Genomic DNA, 17,440 nt, shown 5'->3' with positions numbered 1-17,440 from the left:
CCACTTGAAATTTAAGAAAAAATCTATTAGCCATAAAAAAATAAATGAAATCATGAAAAATTCAGTCAAATCTTTCCTGTTACTTTTTGTAATGTTTGTTTCCTTACATGCCCATTCAGCGGATAATAACATCATGTATAAAAAGACTTTTGATGCCGCCGTTTATAAGGCGTATAATGGGAATCTGCGTGTTAATGTGGATACGAAAGAAAAAATGAGAATGGGAATTCTGATCAAAACAATGGATGGTAAAATTCTTCAGGAAGATTATATGGACAAAAAAACGTCCCGCTTTGCTGTAAGTTATAATTTTTCAGACCTGGAAGAAGGTGAATATCAGATCCAGATCTTTAATAAAAGAGAAAGCGAAACCAAAACTTTCAGGATCACAACACAGGAAACGGAAGTAGCGGCAAAAGCAAAAACGGTCAAAAGGGTCGTAATCTATTAATTTTTAGCGGTCATCTGTTGGAAAAGGATATGTCGTGAAGCATATCCTTTTTTGATTTTAATAACAAAAAAACCGGCTATTTATATTTTTCATGCTTAACTTATCCCTGCCTCACCACTTTGGTACAGGTTTTTAACTGAAAAAATACTCAACATATCGATTTCCACATGGCAGGCAAAATATTCAAAAAAGAAAATATCTTCAAGTACATCGTTTTTATCCTTATTGCGGCGGCCGCTATTGCCATCGTCAGATACTACGTAACCCCCGAACCGGTAGATACAGAATCGAATAAAAACATATCTATCTTCATCCAGAATGCGATTGATGAAATTGACCTGTCGCTAAAAAAAGGCAGCAGTGACGATGACATGACTACCCGGCTTTCGTGGCTAAAATCCAACGCTGCTTTATATCAGGAAGCCAAAGTCAACAAAGACCAGGCTATTACAACACAAAGTAACATCCTGAAAGACCGCATTTTAAAAGTACAGACAAGAGATTTTCCAGGCTTAAGAGATGCATTCACAACTTCCAAAAAGGAAATATTATCCAAAGAAAACATACAGATCGCCGCATCCGGAGCAACGAAGGATACACTGACCTTTACCAGCCCGTTTTTTGAGCCTGCCAAAACAAAAAAAGATTTTCTAAAAGGCATCAACCAGATTGTCAAGGATCTGCGATTTAAAAAGGTCATTTTTAAATGGTCAGAAAAGAAAGGTGATTTTACAGAGTATAAGATCAAGGGGAAAGAGGATTCAGAGATTTAAGGGAGACTAATATTTAAAATTAAAGATAAATCCACCAAACTGAGCTGACCTTAAATTTCGCGAATTTTAATGTCAACTACTTAAAGTGACCTTAAAGATGAGGTCAAAAATGGCAACTGACCTTAAATTTCGCGAATTTTAAGGCCAAATACTTAAAGTGACCTTAAAGCTGAGGTTGGAAATGGCAACTGACCACTGGAACGCTTTGGGGATTTAATTGCTGTTTTCTTCTCTACCCGCGAGTTGTACCTGCGGCAAAAATAAGCCCCGTAAACACTTACAATTTATTATACATGCGGTCTGCCAGATCAAAAATCTCAGATTGCTTTGCAAGCTTACTGATCCATTGCTGAGGTATACTTTCATAGCCATAAAGTAACGCGGCAAGCCCGCCTGTAACTGCACCGGTTGTATCTGTATCTTCTCCCAGATTTACCGCTTTTAAAACTGCCTCCTGATAATTATCTGTTGTCAGGAGACACCATATACTTGCTTCCAGTGTGTGAAGGACATAACCGCTGCTGGAAATTTCGTCTTCCTTAAATATACTTATGTCCTGTTTCAATAATCTGTCAAAAAATTTTATTTCTGCCGGATTGACAGAAATAGAAATGAGGAAATCTGTAACCTCGGTTTGCAGTGCTGAATAAATTTCAAATTTATCTTTTCCGTTTACGATCTGTCTGGCAAATTCAAGATAATAAAAACAGGAGATCACAGAACGAATATGTCCATGCGTAATGGAAGAAACCTGTTTTATGGTTTGAAAACGTTCGCTGACCGGAATATCGTTAATATAGGTCAGTAAAGGCAAAATCCGCATGAGCGAGCCATTACCGTTTGAGCTCGCTTCAAAACCACCCGCCAGAACTGGCTTAACGCCGTTTTCAAGCCTGATAATCGCTTCCCGTGTCGCAATTCCGATATCAAAAACTTCACCCGTTGCTGTCCAGTAGCTTTCCTGGTACCATTTAATAAAATTCTGTGCGACCGTATTCAGGTCAAATTCTGTGGTTAAAGCTTCGGCAAGGCAAAATGTTTAAGAACTATTCCGGCGTTGGTGCAATCATTCGTCTGGTGCCTGGCGATGTTCCTGCTACGGATAGCTAACCGCGAATTACACCTACGGCACAAGCTATAAAAAGAAGCTTTGGTACGTTCTCATTTTATCAATTCCCAATCCCCTTTAAGCCATTGCCCGGTCATTGATCTGTTCGACAACGTCGATTACATTTTTCGCATTTAAGGGAAAAACACCGCCTACTCCACTTTCATGAAATTTAGTGAAAGGCTGTTCAAAAAGCATATCAGGATTGATTATACCATTTTGGGTCAGCTGCTGAATAAGATCATTAATAAATTCAATCTGAACTGAACTTAAAGGGCCGGTCGATAAAAAAACGGAAAAAGCTTCCCGTGCCGAACTGCTGTCCAGGCCAAGGATAGACCTCACAAAAACGCCCAATGGTTTGTCACCCAGTAATTTCTTAAAATCATTATGGGTTTGTGCGCCCGACTGGTCAAATAGCATTCTGTCCAGTTCGTCCAGTTCAGCAGCTGTGATCGGCTGATTGGTATGCAGCCTGTGTATGGTTAAATTATTGGCATTTACCTGAATAATCTTTTTCAATTTTGCATAAAGGCTGCTATAACTGCCAAAATTCCCCTGAAAATCCCGGGCAATAACCGGAGCTGTCAGTTCATCCTGAAAATTGGTATAGAAAATACCATTACCTGAATTCAAATCCACCAATTTGCTCAATTCCCTGATCTCAATCCGTATTTTTTCAATGGCAGAAACGGAGACCTCAGCCCAAAATTCGGGCTGGACAATCCGGGTTAATGTATCTTTCTTTTTTGCAATAGTTGGTACCGTTTCCGACTTTCTCAATAACTCGGAAGCTATCGTTTTCAGTTTTTCCGCATAGCTTTCCTGTGAACGTTCACTTCTGAAAATAGCCAGCTGCAATTTTACCATCATCAGGTCAAAACGCTTGACCAGCTCATTGGTTTCATCATTGGAGATCAGCGGGGCAATGTGTTCTGCCAGTTCCGTAATATCGTTTTCTTTGATACTTTGCCATGCTTCCTGATCCCGGTAATACTCAACCTGTCGAAGGTGTAGCCTCACACCGAAAGCATCCGGATTAAGTTCAGTGATCTGCCGGCTGAGCGTTTCACCAAGGTATTTGCCCAACTGGAAATCTGCGCTTTCCGGAACGGGATCACCCTGGGTTTGCAGCAGATAAACAAGCTCAGCCCTTGCCATAAAAGTATTTTCGCTTAACGATTTCGCTTTGCCCGGAATTATACCTTCCGGATTTTCTTCGAAAAAGGCGAAGGTGCCGCATACATCAAATACATAAAAATCCTTTTTATTATGTTCAGGATTATCCTGATCAGGGCCAAAAATGCCTTTACACAAGCGTGTGCCGCGTCCCAGCATTTGCCAGAACTTGGCAGCAGAATAAACCGGTTTGAAAAATACCAGGTTCAGGATTTCCGGAACGTCAATTCCCGTATCGAGCATATCAACAGAAACAGCGATCTGCGGATATTTGTCTTTCAGTTTAAACTTGTCGATAAGTGCCTCAGCATCTTTGGCATAGTTGTCAATTATTTGTGCAAAGTGGGAATGATACTGAGGATACAGCGCATGAAATCTTTTCAGAATAAACTCGGCGTGATTATGGCTGCGTGCGAAAATAATGGTTTTACCTATTTTTTCATTTCCTTCTACCTTATGGCCATAATCCATCAGAGTCAGTAAAACCTTGTCGGCCGTATCGTCATTGAACAGCCATTTATTGATGGCGCCAGAGTCGATTTCTTCTTTAAATTGTCCGGTTGCCGAATCATAGAACTTTTGCTCCCATTCCCGTTTTTCCTCCTCCGACAAATCACTATACCTGATTCCCATTGCCGGGAATTTCAGTTGCAGCGGGACCTGTTTTACCGGACTCAAAAATTCATCTGCAACGGCTACCGAATATTCGTAAGCATCCGTCGGTTCTCCCTGTGTATGGTTAAAAAGCCGGTACGTATCCCGGTCGGTTTCATTTTTTGGTGTTGCAGTCAAACCCAGGTACAAGGCATCGAAATAATCAAAAATAGCACCATATTTATCATATACCGAACGGTGCGCTTCATCCAGGATGATCAGATCAAAATGCCCGATCCCGTAATAGCGTTTGCCATTCCTGTAATCACCATCGATGCGGTTGATGATCGTCTGGTAAGTTGAAAAAACGATACGTGCATTTCCGTTATCTTCGTCCTTGGTCAGGTCGATCCCTGTCAGATTAGGCAGATATTCGTTGTAATTTTTCAGTGATTGTGTAACCAGCGCATTTCTGTCGGCCAGGAAAAGGATGCGTTTTGCCCATTGCGCCTTGGTCAGCATATCCACTATTGCCGCCGAAACCCTGGTTTTTCCCGTTCCGGTTGCCATTACGAGAAGTGCTTTTCTTTGATTTTCACCTTCAAACCTTTCTGCCACTCTCCTGATCGCCCGCTCCTGATAATAACGGTTGGCAATAGACTGATTTACCTGCTGTTCCTTAAGCGGCTTGCGCTGATGCCTCCGTATAATGAGCCGCTGTAACTCTTCGGCATTCAAAAAACCGTACACTTCCCTGGGCGGATATTGCGTATCGTCCCACAGATAGGTATCAAAACCATTGGAATAATAAATAAGCGGCCTCTGTCCATAGATCTTTTCAATGGCATCAGCATAATTTTTGGCCTGGTTCCGCCCTCTTTCAACGCCTGCTGTTGTTCTTTTGGCTTCTATTAATGCGGAAGGTTTTCCATCATCTCCCCACAATACATAATCTACTTTGAGGTTTTTAATTTCCCCTGTTTCTTCGTCCACAGCCTGAACTGCAAATTCCTGTACATCGGGTGCTTCTATATTCCAGCCCGACTGCCGGAGCAATACATCAATATACAGTTTCCTGGTTTCTTTTTCAGATAATACCGCTGGTGCTGCTACGTCTCCATTCTGCTGGCTCAGCTTTTTATAATGTTCCAGCTGGGCTTTTACTTTTTCCAGTTCTTCTTCTTTCTGGCTTATTTCAGCATCCTTGCGGTCGAGTTCGATGTTCTGCAATTTAGCTTCCTTCATGATCTGCTCCATTGCCTTCGCAGAAAGTGAATTACCACTTGCAGGAATCAGGTTCTGGTCAAATTGTATATAATTATACGGATGGTCGGAAAAAGTCCTGACAACTCCTGAGCAGAAACGAAACAGGATTTTAATACTTGCAATTGCTTCATTAGCGCCAATCTTTACACTTTTATGCGCAGCGCTGTTACCCGTATTTTTAACAATATGCAGCTCTTTGCCAAACTCCATTCCCCACGAATCCTTAAAACTTTGTTCTCTCAGCAGATCATTCAGATTAAACTGTTCTTTTGCGGGAAGCCTCAGATTGCTGTCATGGTCATACAGCCAGGCCATCATTTCTTCCAATGCTTTTCTACTCAAAAATGCAGATACCGTTGGTTCGGTAGCTGCATAACTTTCTGCTTTTTGTGCCGTATCGTGTATATCGGCCCATTCTTTGGTCAGGAAAAAGAAATTAGAGTCGGGCATTTTTTTGAGTTTATGAGCGGTCGCCGCGCGGTTTAAAGTTCAGGAGTTCAGAGTTCAGGAGTGACGGTCGCAAGGTTTAAAGTTTATGAGTTTATGAGTTAAAAGTTCATGAGCGGCGGCCCCTCATAAACTCTCTTCCAGTAATTTTTCAAGATCGGCCAGGTTTTGCTGGCGGGCTTCGTCCAGTTCTTTGATTTTTGCAATGATCACAGCCGGTTTGTCGTAAAACTTTTCTTCGTGAATTACTTCCTTGTAACGGTTGATGCTAAGATCGTAATTATTCCCTATGATATCACTTACGGGCACAAAAAATGAACGGTCCGTGCGTTTTCTGTCAGCTTCCCCGTCGGGGTGGCGGAAACGGCTTACAATATCGTCGATATCATTATCAGCTATTTCCTGACGTTTGTCGTCCAGACTGTACCCATCTGCTTTCATGTCGTAAAACCATACTTTGTCCGTTCCGCCGGAATCCGTTCTGGTAAAGATCAGAATGGCCGTACTAACTCCGGCATAAGGTTTGAACACACCGGAAGGCATTGAAATAACTGCCCTTAACTGGTGCCCGTCAATGATTTCCTTCCGTATCTGCACATGCGCTTTGGACGAACCGAACAGGACACCGTCGGGAACGATCACCGCTGCACGTCCGCCGATTTTCAATCCTCTCAGCATCAGTCCAAGGAAAAGCAATTCTGTTTTTTGGAATTGACCTTTGCCAGAATATTCTTTTCAACCGATTCGTGGTCCAGGCTCCCTTTAAACGGCGGATTGGCCAGTACCAGAGTCGCGACATCGGTAAAACCAGCATTGGCTTCCGACAACGCGTCGACATCAGCCAAATTCGGGTTTTCAATGCCGTGCATCATCATGTTCATAGCGCCGATGCGTATCATAGTCGCATCGAACTCGCTGCCCATAAACATTCTTTCGTTGAAATGTTTCCTGAATCCGGTATCACCAAAGCGGCCTTCATATTTGGTTTGTACGTATTCAGCAGAGGCAACCAGAAAACCGCATGTACCTGCCGACGGATCACAAATAATATCCTGCGGCAGAGGTTCCATCATATCCACCATCATTTTGATAATGTGGCGAGGCGTACGAAACTGTCCGTTGGTACCGGCTGAGGCAATTTTGGATAATAGATATTCGTAAATGTCGCCCTTGGTATCGCGGTCGGTCATTTGCACATCGTTGAGCAGGTCGATCACCTGGGCCAGAAGCCGGGACGTCGGGATCATGAAAGTCGCTCCTTTCATAAAACGGCTGAAAGCATTGTCCTGACCCATGTTTTTGATAAAGTCAAACACGCCTTTCGGTTTGGTGAGGTGACTGAAAAGGTCTTCAGGCTCGCGGTCCTTGAAATGTGTCCAGCGCAGATCGGCCTGCTCTGGCTTATATACGGGAGCCTCTATGTCCTTGCGGAGCAGACTTGCCTTTGATTCCTTCTGCCGTTTGTATTTCATCGAGACGCTTGATAAAAAGCAGATACGTGATCTGTTCAATAACGGTAAGCGGATTGGAAACGCCGCCTGTCCAGAAGGCATTCCATATTTTATCTATTTGTGAACGTTTTTCGCCTGTAAGCATGATGTTGTTTTTTGTTATGAGAGAATTACCAAATGATGGTTACTAATTCCCGGTAGTTTTCAAATTTCTGGTCAATACTGATAAGGCCAGCATTTTCAGCAAGAGCTGTGGCAATAATCAGACGATCAAATGGGTCGGGGACGCCTAGTTTTATGATCGCTTATTATTGGGATATTTTGATATTCGAGCAAATGTGAATTGCTTATAGGAAGTACATGAATATAAGCATGAGCTATGTCCTGAAAAATCAAACTCAAAGGTTTTTGCAAATAGAGCTTGCCAAGTTTCAGTTTAATTGATATTTCAAAGAAACTAATTACACTGACATAAATTTCATTTACCGGATTTTCAATAAGTTCTCTTGCCTTGGCAGATAATTGCGAATCGCCCTCAATAAACCATAATACAGCGTGTGTATCCAGTAATAATTTCATTTACATATAATCTTTTAAATCTTCCAGAGGATCATTAAAATCCGGGCTTAACTGGATAGTGCCTTTTGCAATGCCGAAAGGGCGTTTTTGAGGTATATTTTCAATTTCGTTCACTTCTTCAAATATTACCATTACCTTGATTTTAGTACTGGTTTTCGGCTTGTGGTCAAGAACGATTTGTCCATTTTCGTAAACTCCTTCTATTACAGTAAGCATAGCGATGAGCGTTTTATTCTTTCAAATATAATTAATTATCCCCGAAATAACCGGCCAAAAGTCCCTGGAAAAGCGCTTCGCTTTCGGCTAGGGATTTTTTTGCTTGTTCTTTTTGAGATTCGATTTGTTCTATTATTTTGGCAAATTGATGTTGTTGCGATAGTGGTGGAATTGGTAAATTAAGATTTTTTACTTTTCCAGTGCTAATTGTATTTAACCCAGATGTTGTATTAGAAGAACCAATTAATTGCTGCCTTCCTGATTCTGAATTAACGAAATAACATAAGAAAATTGAAGTTGCTTGCTCAAAATCTGGACGAACTCTAATTAAATGATTTTGATGAACAACTGGATCTATTGAGCCATCCCAAATCGCTGCACGTCCGATTTCATTCCTATTACCATGACCTTCGACAATTAATATATCATCTTTTTGTAATCTTGTTCTTTCTAATTCCCCTTCTGTTAAATCAATATTCTTGATTTCTGACAGTTCTAATTGATTCCTATAAACATTCGCTACCCGCAAATAAGGCATTGTTAATGACAAGTTTTTCCTAGTTTCTGCACTTACTTGTAACCCGCCTTGTATTTTACATAATGTATCTAGTTTTACTAACGACAACTTTTTATTATTTTCAGTTAAATCACCAAACATCCAATAAACGTACTTTGCAGCAACGCATCATAGTAAGTCAAAAGCTGGCGGTTTTGCTGGCGTAGTGCATCGGCTTTGTCTAATATGGAGGCAATGTGTTTTTGGGTTGCGAGGTCTGGAAGTGGGATTTGGATTTCATTTATAGATTTTACTGACAAATGTTTAACCGTAACAAATGATGTTGAATCTTCAATTGATTTTAACTTATTAGGGAGATTATAAAGTAAAAAGCGTTCATCGAGCTGTAATAAATCTTTGGTTTTCAACCAACATACTCGCTGATTTACTAATGCTTTCCCTCCCTTCCATTCTGCAATTCTAAATTCACCATCCATTGATACTAATATGTTTCCATCATTAATAACAAATTCATTTCTATAAGTTGAATTAAAATATGTCTCTGTTGAATTTTTACCAACATCTCTAATTCTAACCAAAGGCATCCCTAATTTTTCATTGTTGAATAATTGAGAGTCAAATGCAAATCCTGAAATGACATTAATATAATTACCTAACCTAACTTTCTTCCAATTCATAAATAACTGATCATCAAATAATTTGTATCCGGGCTTACTTTGCTGTTGTGTGGTAAAGGGGGCCATTTGTGCAAATGTAGGGTTTTTGGGTGATGAAAATTCTGATTTCATACGCTTGCCTAATGAACAATAGAATTAATTCCATGGCTGAAGACTTGACATAGGGATCGCAGCCCTGCCTAATATAGAATATTGCTATACAATCGTATTTGGTCTGGATAAGGTAAAAAGATCCAGACCAAGTTACATTTAAAATGAAGTGTTGTTTTCATTAACAATCTTAACCAGCTGTTTGCAGTAAGAATCATTGTCAATGAGCAATTGAAGGACTCTTGTAAAGTTGCGAAGTTCCCGGTCTTCCAGTAGTTGCTGTTCCTCCGTCTTGCCAATATGACCTTTTCGCATATACATTTCTATTGCACGGTCAATACCATTAAGCGTTGTTGGCATATCATAAATTTTCAATATATGATCACCTTCCTGATAAGAAACAGAAATAGGATAACTCCGTCCGGCCGCTTCTATCTGAACCTGTCGAAGTTTGTGTTTTGTCGAAAACAATTTTGATCGTTTTTTAATGTCACTATCCAGGTCATTCGGTATAATAATGCTGAATTGAAATTCTCTGAACATTTTTCCCTCCACTATCAACTCTCCTTTTGTACACAGACTTTCACAGGTTAGTGCTACAAAATTATCATAATAGCCAATTGCCAAAGCTGTTGAAGGAAGTAATCCCAACTCACCGATACTAATCTTCTCTTTCATGACTTTACTGATTTTTCGCAGTTCATTGTTGAGTCTATCAGCATGAACGAGATTTGGCGTTCTTTTGAAACTTGGTGTCGTTATCCCGTATAAATCCGAAGGTAGCTTTGTTCCTTCCTCCTGAATAACAAAGGCGCGGCCCGGGCCGACTCTGCCTAAAAACAAACCATATTCGAAAACGATATTATCTCTTGGACTATCAAACTCAACTTTACGACTGGTCAGAAAGTCATCTTTTGTCGCTACCATTATTCCGAAGTCAAAAAGGCTGGCACTTTTTAAAAGAGTTTCAAAGACACTTTCATTATTTTGAAAAATATCGTCCGTCCATAAAAAGCACTCGAAATCAGTTCCAAGATAAGATTTAACATATTCGGCAACGTCCAGACCTTCAGAGGATGAGCCGATAAAAACACGTGGTTTCATTTCCATGACTAGTAAAGTAATAGTGATCTTTTGGTTAAATAATTATTTAATTCTCCTCCGCAATCCATAATTAACTGATCCAGATCTTCTTTAAGATTTCTTAAACCAGTTAAACATTTGTCATCTTTAAAGGGAGATTCAATACCATTTGGACTTTTAATACCCTTACGGTATGTTTCATTAGAAAGCATTCTAACAATTTGCGCGGAGATGCTAATAGCAATTTTTAATTCATCATGACTTTGATAAAACAAGTTTTGATTATCAATTTCATATACCAAACTGGTTAATTCGAAACTTGTGAGTACTATTCTTTTGTCAGAATCCGCCCTTAATGTTTTAATTAACCGAATACCCTTGCAACTACCATCTCTTGTCTCTGTGGCCTTCCAATTAACATTTCTAATATGTGCAAAAGGATAATCAAGCTCTTTAAGCTTGATTGGAAAATTAAAAAGATAAATTCCCCGATAATATTCATTACCTGAATTAATAAACTCCTTGGTATCATACCAAAAGCTAAACACTACATCGACTTTTCTTTTAAGATTTTTGTTATAAATAGAAATGCACTTAGTTCCAGACGTGTCCACTTCATCGTATTTACCCTTCATAATTTCAGTAGACTGCTTTCTCAATTCAGTTATATCATTGTGCGGTTCGCCTGTATATGGAGTTAATATTGGATGTAGAGCAGGCTCCTGATATTGATATCCATTAATAACAGCCAGTAAATCAATATCACTGTGAAGTTTAATATTTGTATTGGTTGTTACAGAACCTTGTTTTCGGTATGCTCGGTTGAAAGTAAGATTTAGTGACTGTTCCAAATGTTTTTCAACATTAGCTGCTGCCGTTAATGTCACATCATTATATTTTTTCCCGATTGGTCTCATTGATTCGATCAGATATTCCAGATTCTTAGGGAGAATTGATTTCCCATAGGATTCAGACAAATCTGACCGTTGAATATCCTCATCAAATCGTCGGGCACTAAGATTCATTAGTCTCCTGTCGTAATTCAAGTTTGCCATATTTTATGTGGTTTAAGTCTGGTGATTTACAAAAGTTGTATAGTGTTACGCAGTCTATCTGCGCAGAAACTTTTTTTAAACAAAATTTTCTATTTCCCCCGAATCCTTATCATAAAAACCCCCACCAGTATCTTCCTTATTCCGTATTTTGTTGCTATACATCGTTCTGGCTTTTTTTCGGATTGAAACATATCCTTCATGGCTTCATCATTTTTCTCAAACTTTATGGTATTGGTAATCGAAATGGATAAAGCAGCTTTGGTAACGTCATGATCCGTGCCGATGTAGGTGAATGTCCAGCGGTTCAGTTTCAGTTCTTCCACCAAACTTTTGATGTCATTTCCCGAATATTCCCTGGAAGCGTTTTCTTCGCCGTCGGTCAGGATCGTAACAAGCACGTTATAGTTTGTCTGGTGTTCAAGTGTTTGCCGGAGTTTGGTTAATGCAAATCCCATGGCATCATACAATGGTGTCGAAGCATCGGGAAGGTACCGCTTGTCATCTATTTCTGTCAGTTTGCTGGCCGGATCTATAAAATGCAGCAGCTTGTTTCCCAGTCCGTTGAAGGAGATCAGCGAAATAAAATGTTCCTGCTCCGGAAATTCCTTTTCAATGCCTTTCACGGTCTGAACAATTTCATTGAATCCCTGAATGACCGTTTCCCTGACCGAAGCCATTGAACCGCTTTCATCCAGGATAATTAAGTTGTGAACCTGATGTTTCTTTTCCATGATCTGTTTTTTGAAGATTTATTGTCTGACAAAGATTATTTCAACCTGCGCAGTGTATCTGCATAGAAACATTTATCTTTCGATATTCCTAAACCTCCTCTCATGGCCGTAAATAAAAATGCCCAAACCAGGTACCGTGTTTTAGACAAGTGTTTCTCCAATCCTGTGAAAAAGTATTTTATCCAGGATTTGATCGAAGCCATAGAAAAAGTATTACTGGAAATAGATCCGGACAGCAATGGTATAAAAAGGCGGCAGGTGGAAGAGGATATGAAGTATATGGAAAGTGCAGAAGGCTGGGAAATTCCGCTGGATCGTTTGAAAGATGGTAAAAGAAAATATTTCCGGTATAGTGACATACATTTTTCGATTGATAAACAGCCGCTTAACCAGGCCGAGCTTGAACAGATAAAATCGGCCATGCATATTCTGTCACGCTTTCAGGGCATGCCCCAGTTTGAGTGGGTACATGAGCTATCTCCAAAACTGGAACAGGCATTTTTGCTGGAAAAGAATACGGAAACGATCATCAGTTTTGATAATAACCGGTATCTGACCGGAATAGAATATCTGGGCCGGCTATTCCACGATATTTTGTACAAACGCCCGTTAAGCATTCAATATCAGCCTTATAAGCTTGACAAATTAACAGAATACGTCATTCACCCGTATTATTTAAAGCAGTATAATAACCGGTGGTTCCTGTTCGGGTTACACAACGATTATAAGAAAATCACAAACCTGGCACTGGACAGAATTGCCGGTATTTCGCAAATAGAGATTCCGTTTATTCCAAATACAATTTGTGATTTTAATGAATATTTTGAAGACATTATAGGAGTTACAAAGTATGAGCATGTTGAGGTCCAAAAAATAATTCTGGCTTTTGATAAGCAGATTGCTCCTTACATTTTGTCCAAGCCACTGCATGAATCACAAAAGCTGGTGTCTCACGATGAGGAATTAATCATATCCATTGAAGTAATTCCAAATTATGAACTGGAAAGCATGATCCTGTCTTTTGGTGACCGGGTCAGGGTTTTGGCGCCGGAAGGGTTTCGGAATGTAATTGCTGAAAGGCTTAAAATGGGTTTTGATAAATATGGATGGTGAAATTCAACGGAAGCTGCAATACCACTTTACCATAGTCACTCTGTTTGTAATCGCCTCTTAATAAATCCGCTATGGACCAGATAAAATTTGCGGTCTCATTTAAAGTTCTTCATTGGTTTGGGTTCGCAGTCCGGTATTGAAATTATGTGTTAGCAAGTAAGGGATTTTTGAGGGTTTTGTTGAGGTTCCTGCCCGAAAACTTTGTCTGCTACCGGCTGTATGATTGTGCGTGATTTAACTATTTCAACGTGATTGCCAACGTTTGGTGACCGTTAAATAATAAATAGCACAATTATAGTTCCGGTTACATTACATTATGGATTATTACTAAATATAGAATTATATTTATGTGATACTTAACTAATTACTCAACTTATGATGAAACATTTCCGGCCTCCGGTTCTCCCGGGTTTTCTACTGCTCGTTTTTATTGTTGTACTTAGCAGTGTAAGTTTAAAAGCGCAGCGCCAGATCATAGCACGCCCGCAATCAACACAAAAATTCGACAAACCAATTTCCGGCCAGTACATTGTTGTGTACAAAAACACTGATGCATTGAATGCCCCTTTGACTGCAACTTCAAACTATAAGGAGCGTCAGCAGTTCATGCAAAAATATGCCAATGCCACATTATCAAAAAACAATATTTCAGGTAAGAAGATCCTTCAGGTGTATGAGACAGCACTAAAAGGTTTCGTCGTAAATGGCCTGACAAGTGCAGATGTCAGCCAGCTCGGCAAGGATAGCCAGATCGCATACATCGAACCTGACAGGCCTGTATATTTAAATGAGACCAATAGCCCGGAGCCGCTTGAGATAGCGTCAGGATGTTCGGGACCATCAGTCGTTTTTAACGGTGCAGATCACGCGGCAGGTCTGGCATCATTCGGCTCGGCGGCTTTTGTCAGCGGTGTAGCCGTTATAGCGAACACAAATGGCTGTACACCCATATCGAATGCAGTATCAGGCAAAGTTGCGGTTATAGACCGTGGCACATGCAGTTACGTGGATAAAGCACTCAGTGCTCAGTCAAGCGGAGCCATTGCTGTTATTATTGTAAACAATATTGCCGGAGAAGCGCCGGGTATGACTGGCACCAACAATGCCATCACCATACCCGTCATGTCACTAAGCCTCGCTGATGGAAATTTATTAAAAGCGGCCATTGGCAGCGGTGTTACCGAAGTTTCGCTCGACCGGAGAATACCTACCGCTACCGGCCCTCAATGCACGCCATGGGGAATAACACGCGTTGCTGGTGGTTTACCAGCCATTACCGGCAGACGGGCATGGATAATTGATTCAGGAATTGACCTTACGCATCCGGACCTGAATGTTAGTACTACTTTCGGCGCTTATTTTATCGGGACAAGCACGAACGACCAGAATGGCCATGGCACACACGTTGCCGGCATCATTGGTGCAAAAGATAACGGGTTTGGTGTAATTGGAGTCGCTGCCGGTGTGGAAGTAGTGCCTGTAAGAGTATTTCCTGCATCAGGTGGAAGCGCATACTCGGTCATCATCGCCGGAGTCAACTATGCCGCAGCACATGCGGGGCCCAATGATGTTGTTAATATGAGTTTGGGAGGTGATCCAAGCTTTGCGATTGAAGATGCCGTCCGGAATTTATCTGATATCTGCAAGGTTGTACTTGCGGCAGGAAATGACGCGAAAAATGCAAATTTCACCAGTCCGGCACGCGTTAACAAAGCCAATATCTATACCGTTTCCGCCATGGATATTAATGGCACACTTGCAAGTTTTTCCAACTTTGGCAACAGTCCCGTGGATTTCAGCGCACCGGGCGTGAACGTGGCTTCATGCTTTCTTAATGGTACGTATGCCTATCTGAGCGGAACTTCAATGGCAACTCCTCATGTAACGGGAATATTATTGCTCGGCTCAATTTGCGGTACAACCAGAGTTACCGGTGACCCTGACGGCAAGCCGGACCTGATCGCAAAAGTATATGACGCGGCAGACGATGTGGATAAGGATGGCGATACTTTTTCTGCCTGTTCGGGCGATCCCGATGATTTTGATGCAACTGTTTATCCTGGTGCTGCGGAAATATGCGATGGCAAAGATAACAATGACGACGGACAGATTGATGAGGGAACGGTATGCTGTCCCGAAGGCAATTCAGGTACACTTTACGTGAACGCCGGAGCAACCGGCAGCAATACCGGGACTTCGTGGACAAATGCTTTTACCACGCTGCAATCTGCAATTTCCGCAGCTAAATATTGCGGTCAGATCACACAGATATGGGTGGCCAAAGGATCGTATTATCCTGCCACTGATGCGCTTGACAATACGAATCCCGTTGACCAGCGCACCAAAACGTTTCAGATGAAAAATAATCTGGCTATTTATGGTGGTTTCGACGGAACTGAGGAACCTGGTTATAATCTGGCCCTTAGAAATTTTGTAACCAACGAAACCGTATTAAGTGGTGACATCCAACAGGATGATGATTTTAGTAATAATGTTTACAACGTAGTGTTGAATTTACCATCATCAGGTGAAAGTATCAACGCCAGTGCAGTTCTGGATGGTTTTGTTATTCTGGGAGGTTATGCCGATAAACTGGTTAATGATGAACTTTCTTTTCCATCTGCTTATGGCGGGGGAATATTCAACTTCGGATCGGATGCAACGATAACAAATTGTATTTTTTATTCAAACATCGCCTATTTAGGAGGAGCAGTTGAAAATCAGTCATCAAATACTGAACTAAAAAATTGCTGGTTTTTAGGAAACTACGCATTACTTTACGGAGGAGGAATGGAAAACCAGAGTTCATCTCCCAGGTTGATCAACTGTTCCTTCCTTCAGAATGGCGCCGAATATGGCGCTGGTATGATTAACGGCGGCTTATCCGGTCCAACGCTGATCAATTGTTCGTTCTCCGGTAATGGGCCCAATTCCGCCGGAGGCGCGATGTATAATTATGCCTCCTCTACCCCTATTATCAGAAACAGCATATTATGGGGCAATATTCAGGAGATCGTAAGCGAAGCAGGAAGCGACGCCATTGTATATTACAGTATTGTTGAGGGTGGCTGGTCAGGCCCGGGTTCCGACAACTCCAGTGTTGATCCCCGGTTTGTCAGCCAGCCGGTAGAAGGCAGCAGTGATATCGGCGATATTTCCCTCTTGGCCTGCTCCCCGGCTATCAATGCAGGTGATCCCTCTACCCCTTCGCAAATTGCAGGCAACCTGGATCTTGCAGGTAATAACCGTTTTTTTGGTGGCGGGATAGATATCGGAGCTTATGAATTTCAGGGAGCACCATTCCAGGTTAGCATTGCCGCAGATCCCGGCCTGAATATCAATACAGGTGGCAGTACAACACTTACTGCGTCAGGTGCGGACGCATATTTATGGTCTACTATGCAGACAACTGCTGCAATTACAGTTACTCCTGCCGAGGCAACGGAATATTCCGTGACAGGTGTGTCGGGTACTTGCTCTATGGTGGTAACTGCCACTGTTTCAGTAGGGCCACTCCCGGTTTCCCTGATCAGTTTTTCAGCAAAAAAACAATTAAATGGCTCGGTAAAAATAGACTGGGTTACGGCTAATGAAGTTGATAACGCTCATTTTATACTGGAAAGAAGCAAGGATCTCAAAAACATAGAATCCATCGCGAAAGTAAACCCTGATGCAAATGCGGCAGCAACGCATTCCTACAATTATACAGATGAACTGCCTTATCAGGGAACAAGTTATTACAGGTTGAAACAGGTGGATCTCAACGGGCATACAACGGGTTACACCTGGGTATCCATTGTCATTGACCGGACCTACGCGGTTTTCCCAAATCCTGTGAAAAATGATCAGTTTCAACTGAGCCTGGATGAGCCGGAAAATGCGGTTCTTAAATTTTACAGTGTTGACGGACATGTGGCTCCCCTGCAGATTATAAGACGCGAAGCAGGACTCATGGAGTTGAAATTGCAAAAAAAATCACCCCCGGGAGTTTATTTACTAAAGGTCGAAGAACGTGGAATAATCCGCAATTACCGGCTTGTTGTAGAGTAGTGAATGTAGATTTGACAACATGGGCGTGTCCTTTTTAAAATGTTGTCAAATCTATATTTA

Annotated in this window: 17 protein-coding genes; 4 read left to right on the top strand and 13 right to left on the bottom strand. The window is 41.3% G+C overall.

Annotation, left to right across the window (positions count from 1 at the left end; translation table 11 throughout):
• Window positions 1-52 precede the first annotated feature (52 nt).
• Together KZC02_RS27560 and KZC02_RS27555 are read left to right on the top strand one after the other, a co-directional pair.
• Entirely contained in the window at window positions 53-451 is a 399-nt protein-coding gene (locus tag KZC02_RS27560) for a hypothetical protein (protein ID WP_221391609.1), read from the top strand.
• A 167-nt stretch (window positions 452-618) separates the two neighbouring features.
• Window positions 619-1,224 (top strand): hypothetical protein, encoded by a 606-nt coding sequence (locus KZC02_RS27555; protein WP_221391608.1) that lies wholly within the window; start codon window positions 619-621, stop codon window positions 1,222-1,224.
• A 277-nt stretch (window positions 1,225-1,501) separates the two neighbouring features.
• Here the strand turns inward: KZC02_RS27555 and KZC02_RS27550 are convergent, their stop codons facing one another.
• From KZC02_RS27550 to KZC02_RS27505, 12 genes are all read right to left on the bottom strand, one after another.
• A complete protein-coding gene (locus KZC02_RS27550) occupies window positions 1,502-2,224 on the bottom strand; it encodes an ADP-ribosylglycohydrolase family protein (RefSeq protein WP_221395210.1) in 723 nt (240 codons plus the stop codon).
• 186 nt (window positions 2,225-2,410) lie between these two features.
• Window positions 2,411-5,821, bottom strand: coding sequence for a DEAD/DEAH box helicase family protein (locus tag KZC02_RS27545; protein ID WP_221391607.1), 3,411 nt, complete (start codon window positions 5,819-5,821; stop codon window positions 2,411-2,413).
• Between the two features lie 123 nt (window positions 5,822-5,944).
• Window positions 5,945-6,514 (bottom strand): class I SAM-dependent DNA methyltransferase, encoded by a 570-nt coding sequence (locus KZC02_RS32685; RefSeq protein WP_255637071.1) that lies wholly within the window; start codon window positions 6,512-6,514, stop codon window positions 5,945-5,947.
• Window positions 6,496-7,290: a class I SAM-dependent DNA methyltransferase gene (locus KZC02_RS32680; RefSeq protein ID WP_255637070.1), complete on the bottom strand. Its 795-nt coding sequence runs from the start codon at window positions 7,288-7,290 to the stop codon at window positions 6,496-6,498. Before KZC02_RS32680 ends, KZC02_RS32685 begins: the two co-directional genes overlap by 19 nt.
• The gene (locus KZC02_RS32200) at window positions 7,220-7,414 is read right to left on the bottom strand and encodes a type I restriction-modification system subunit M N-terminal domain-containing protein (protein WP_229253837.1); all 195 of its coding nucleotides are present in this window, start codon (window positions 7,412-7,414) and stop codon (window positions 7,220-7,222) included. The genes KZC02_RS32680 and KZC02_RS32200 overlap by 71 nt, the downstream gene beginning before the upstream one ends.
• Before the next feature lie 125 nt (window positions 7,415-7,539).
• Entirely contained in the window at window positions 7,540-7,848 is a 309-nt protein-coding gene (locus KZC02_RS27535; RefSeq protein WP_229253836.1) for a type II toxin-antitoxin system VapC family toxin, read from the bottom strand.
• A complete protein-coding gene (locus KZC02_RS27530; protein WP_221391606.1) occupies window positions 7,849-8,064 on the bottom strand; it encodes a DUF2281 domain-containing protein in 216 nt (71 codons plus the stop codon).
• Between the two features lie 31 nt (window positions 8,065-8,095).
• A complete protein-coding gene (locus KZC02_RS27525; RefSeq protein ID WP_221391605.1) occupies window positions 8,096-8,722 on the bottom strand; it encodes a restriction endonuclease subunit S in 627 nt (208 codons plus the stop codon).
• A complete protein-coding gene (locus KZC02_RS27520; protein ID WP_221391604.1) occupies window positions 8,707-9,369 on the bottom strand; it encodes a restriction endonuclease subunit S in 663 nt (220 codons plus the stop codon). Before KZC02_RS27520 ends, KZC02_RS27525 begins: the two co-directional genes overlap by 16 nt.
• A gap of 138 nt (window positions 9,370-9,507) precedes the next feature.
• Window positions 9,508-10,458: an STING domain-containing protein gene (locus KZC02_RS27515; protein ID WP_221391603.1), complete on the bottom strand. Its 951-nt coding sequence runs from the start codon at window positions 10,456-10,458 to the stop codon at window positions 9,508-9,510.
• Window positions 10,459-10,460: 2 nt separating this feature from the next.
• Window positions 10,461-11,486 (bottom strand): hypothetical protein, encoded by a 1,026-nt coding sequence (locus KZC02_RS27510; RefSeq protein ID WP_221391602.1) that lies wholly within the window; start codon window positions 11,484-11,486, stop codon window positions 10,461-10,463.
• An 89-nt stretch (window positions 11,487-11,575) separates the two neighbouring features.
• On the bottom strand, window positions 11,576-12,217 hold the full coding sequence (locus tag KZC02_RS27505; RefSeq protein WP_221391601.1) for a vWA domain-containing protein: 642 nt from the start codon (window positions 12,215-12,217) through the stop codon (window positions 11,576-11,578).
• Window positions 12,218-12,319: 102 nt separating this feature from the next.
• On the opposite strand from KZC02_RS27505, the gene KZC02_RS27500 reads away from it, so the two are divergent.
• A complete protein-coding gene (locus tag KZC02_RS27500; RefSeq protein WP_221391600.1) occupies window positions 12,320-13,330 on the top strand; it encodes a YafY family protein in 1,011 nt (336 codons plus the stop codon).
• On the opposite strand, the gene KZC02_RS33460 is transcribed toward KZC02_RS27500, so the two are convergent.
• Window positions 13,299-13,412, bottom strand: a complete 114-nt coding sequence (locus tag KZC02_RS33460; RefSeq protein ID WP_221395209.1) for a type I restriction-modification system subunit M N-terminal domain-containing protein — start codon at window positions 13,410-13,412, stop codon at window positions 13,299-13,301. The two genes, KZC02_RS27500 and KZC02_RS33460, sit on opposite strands and share 32 nt — an antisense overlap.
• 293 nt (window positions 13,413-13,705) lie before the next feature.
• Between KZC02_RS33460 and KZC02_RS27490 the strand changes: the two genes are divergently transcribed.
• A complete protein-coding gene (locus KZC02_RS27490; RefSeq protein WP_221391599.1) occupies window positions 13,706-17,380 on the top strand; it encodes a S8 family serine peptidase in 3,675 nt (1,224 codons plus the stop codon).
• Window positions 17,381-17,440 lie beyond the last annotated feature (60 nt).

Source organism: Dyadobacter sp. NIV53 (assembly GCF_019711195.1).
Classification (GTDB): Bacteria; Bacteroidota; Bacteroidia; order Cytophagales; family Spirosomataceae; genus Dyadobacter.
This window is presented reverse-complemented; position numbering and strand designations above follow the sequence as displayed.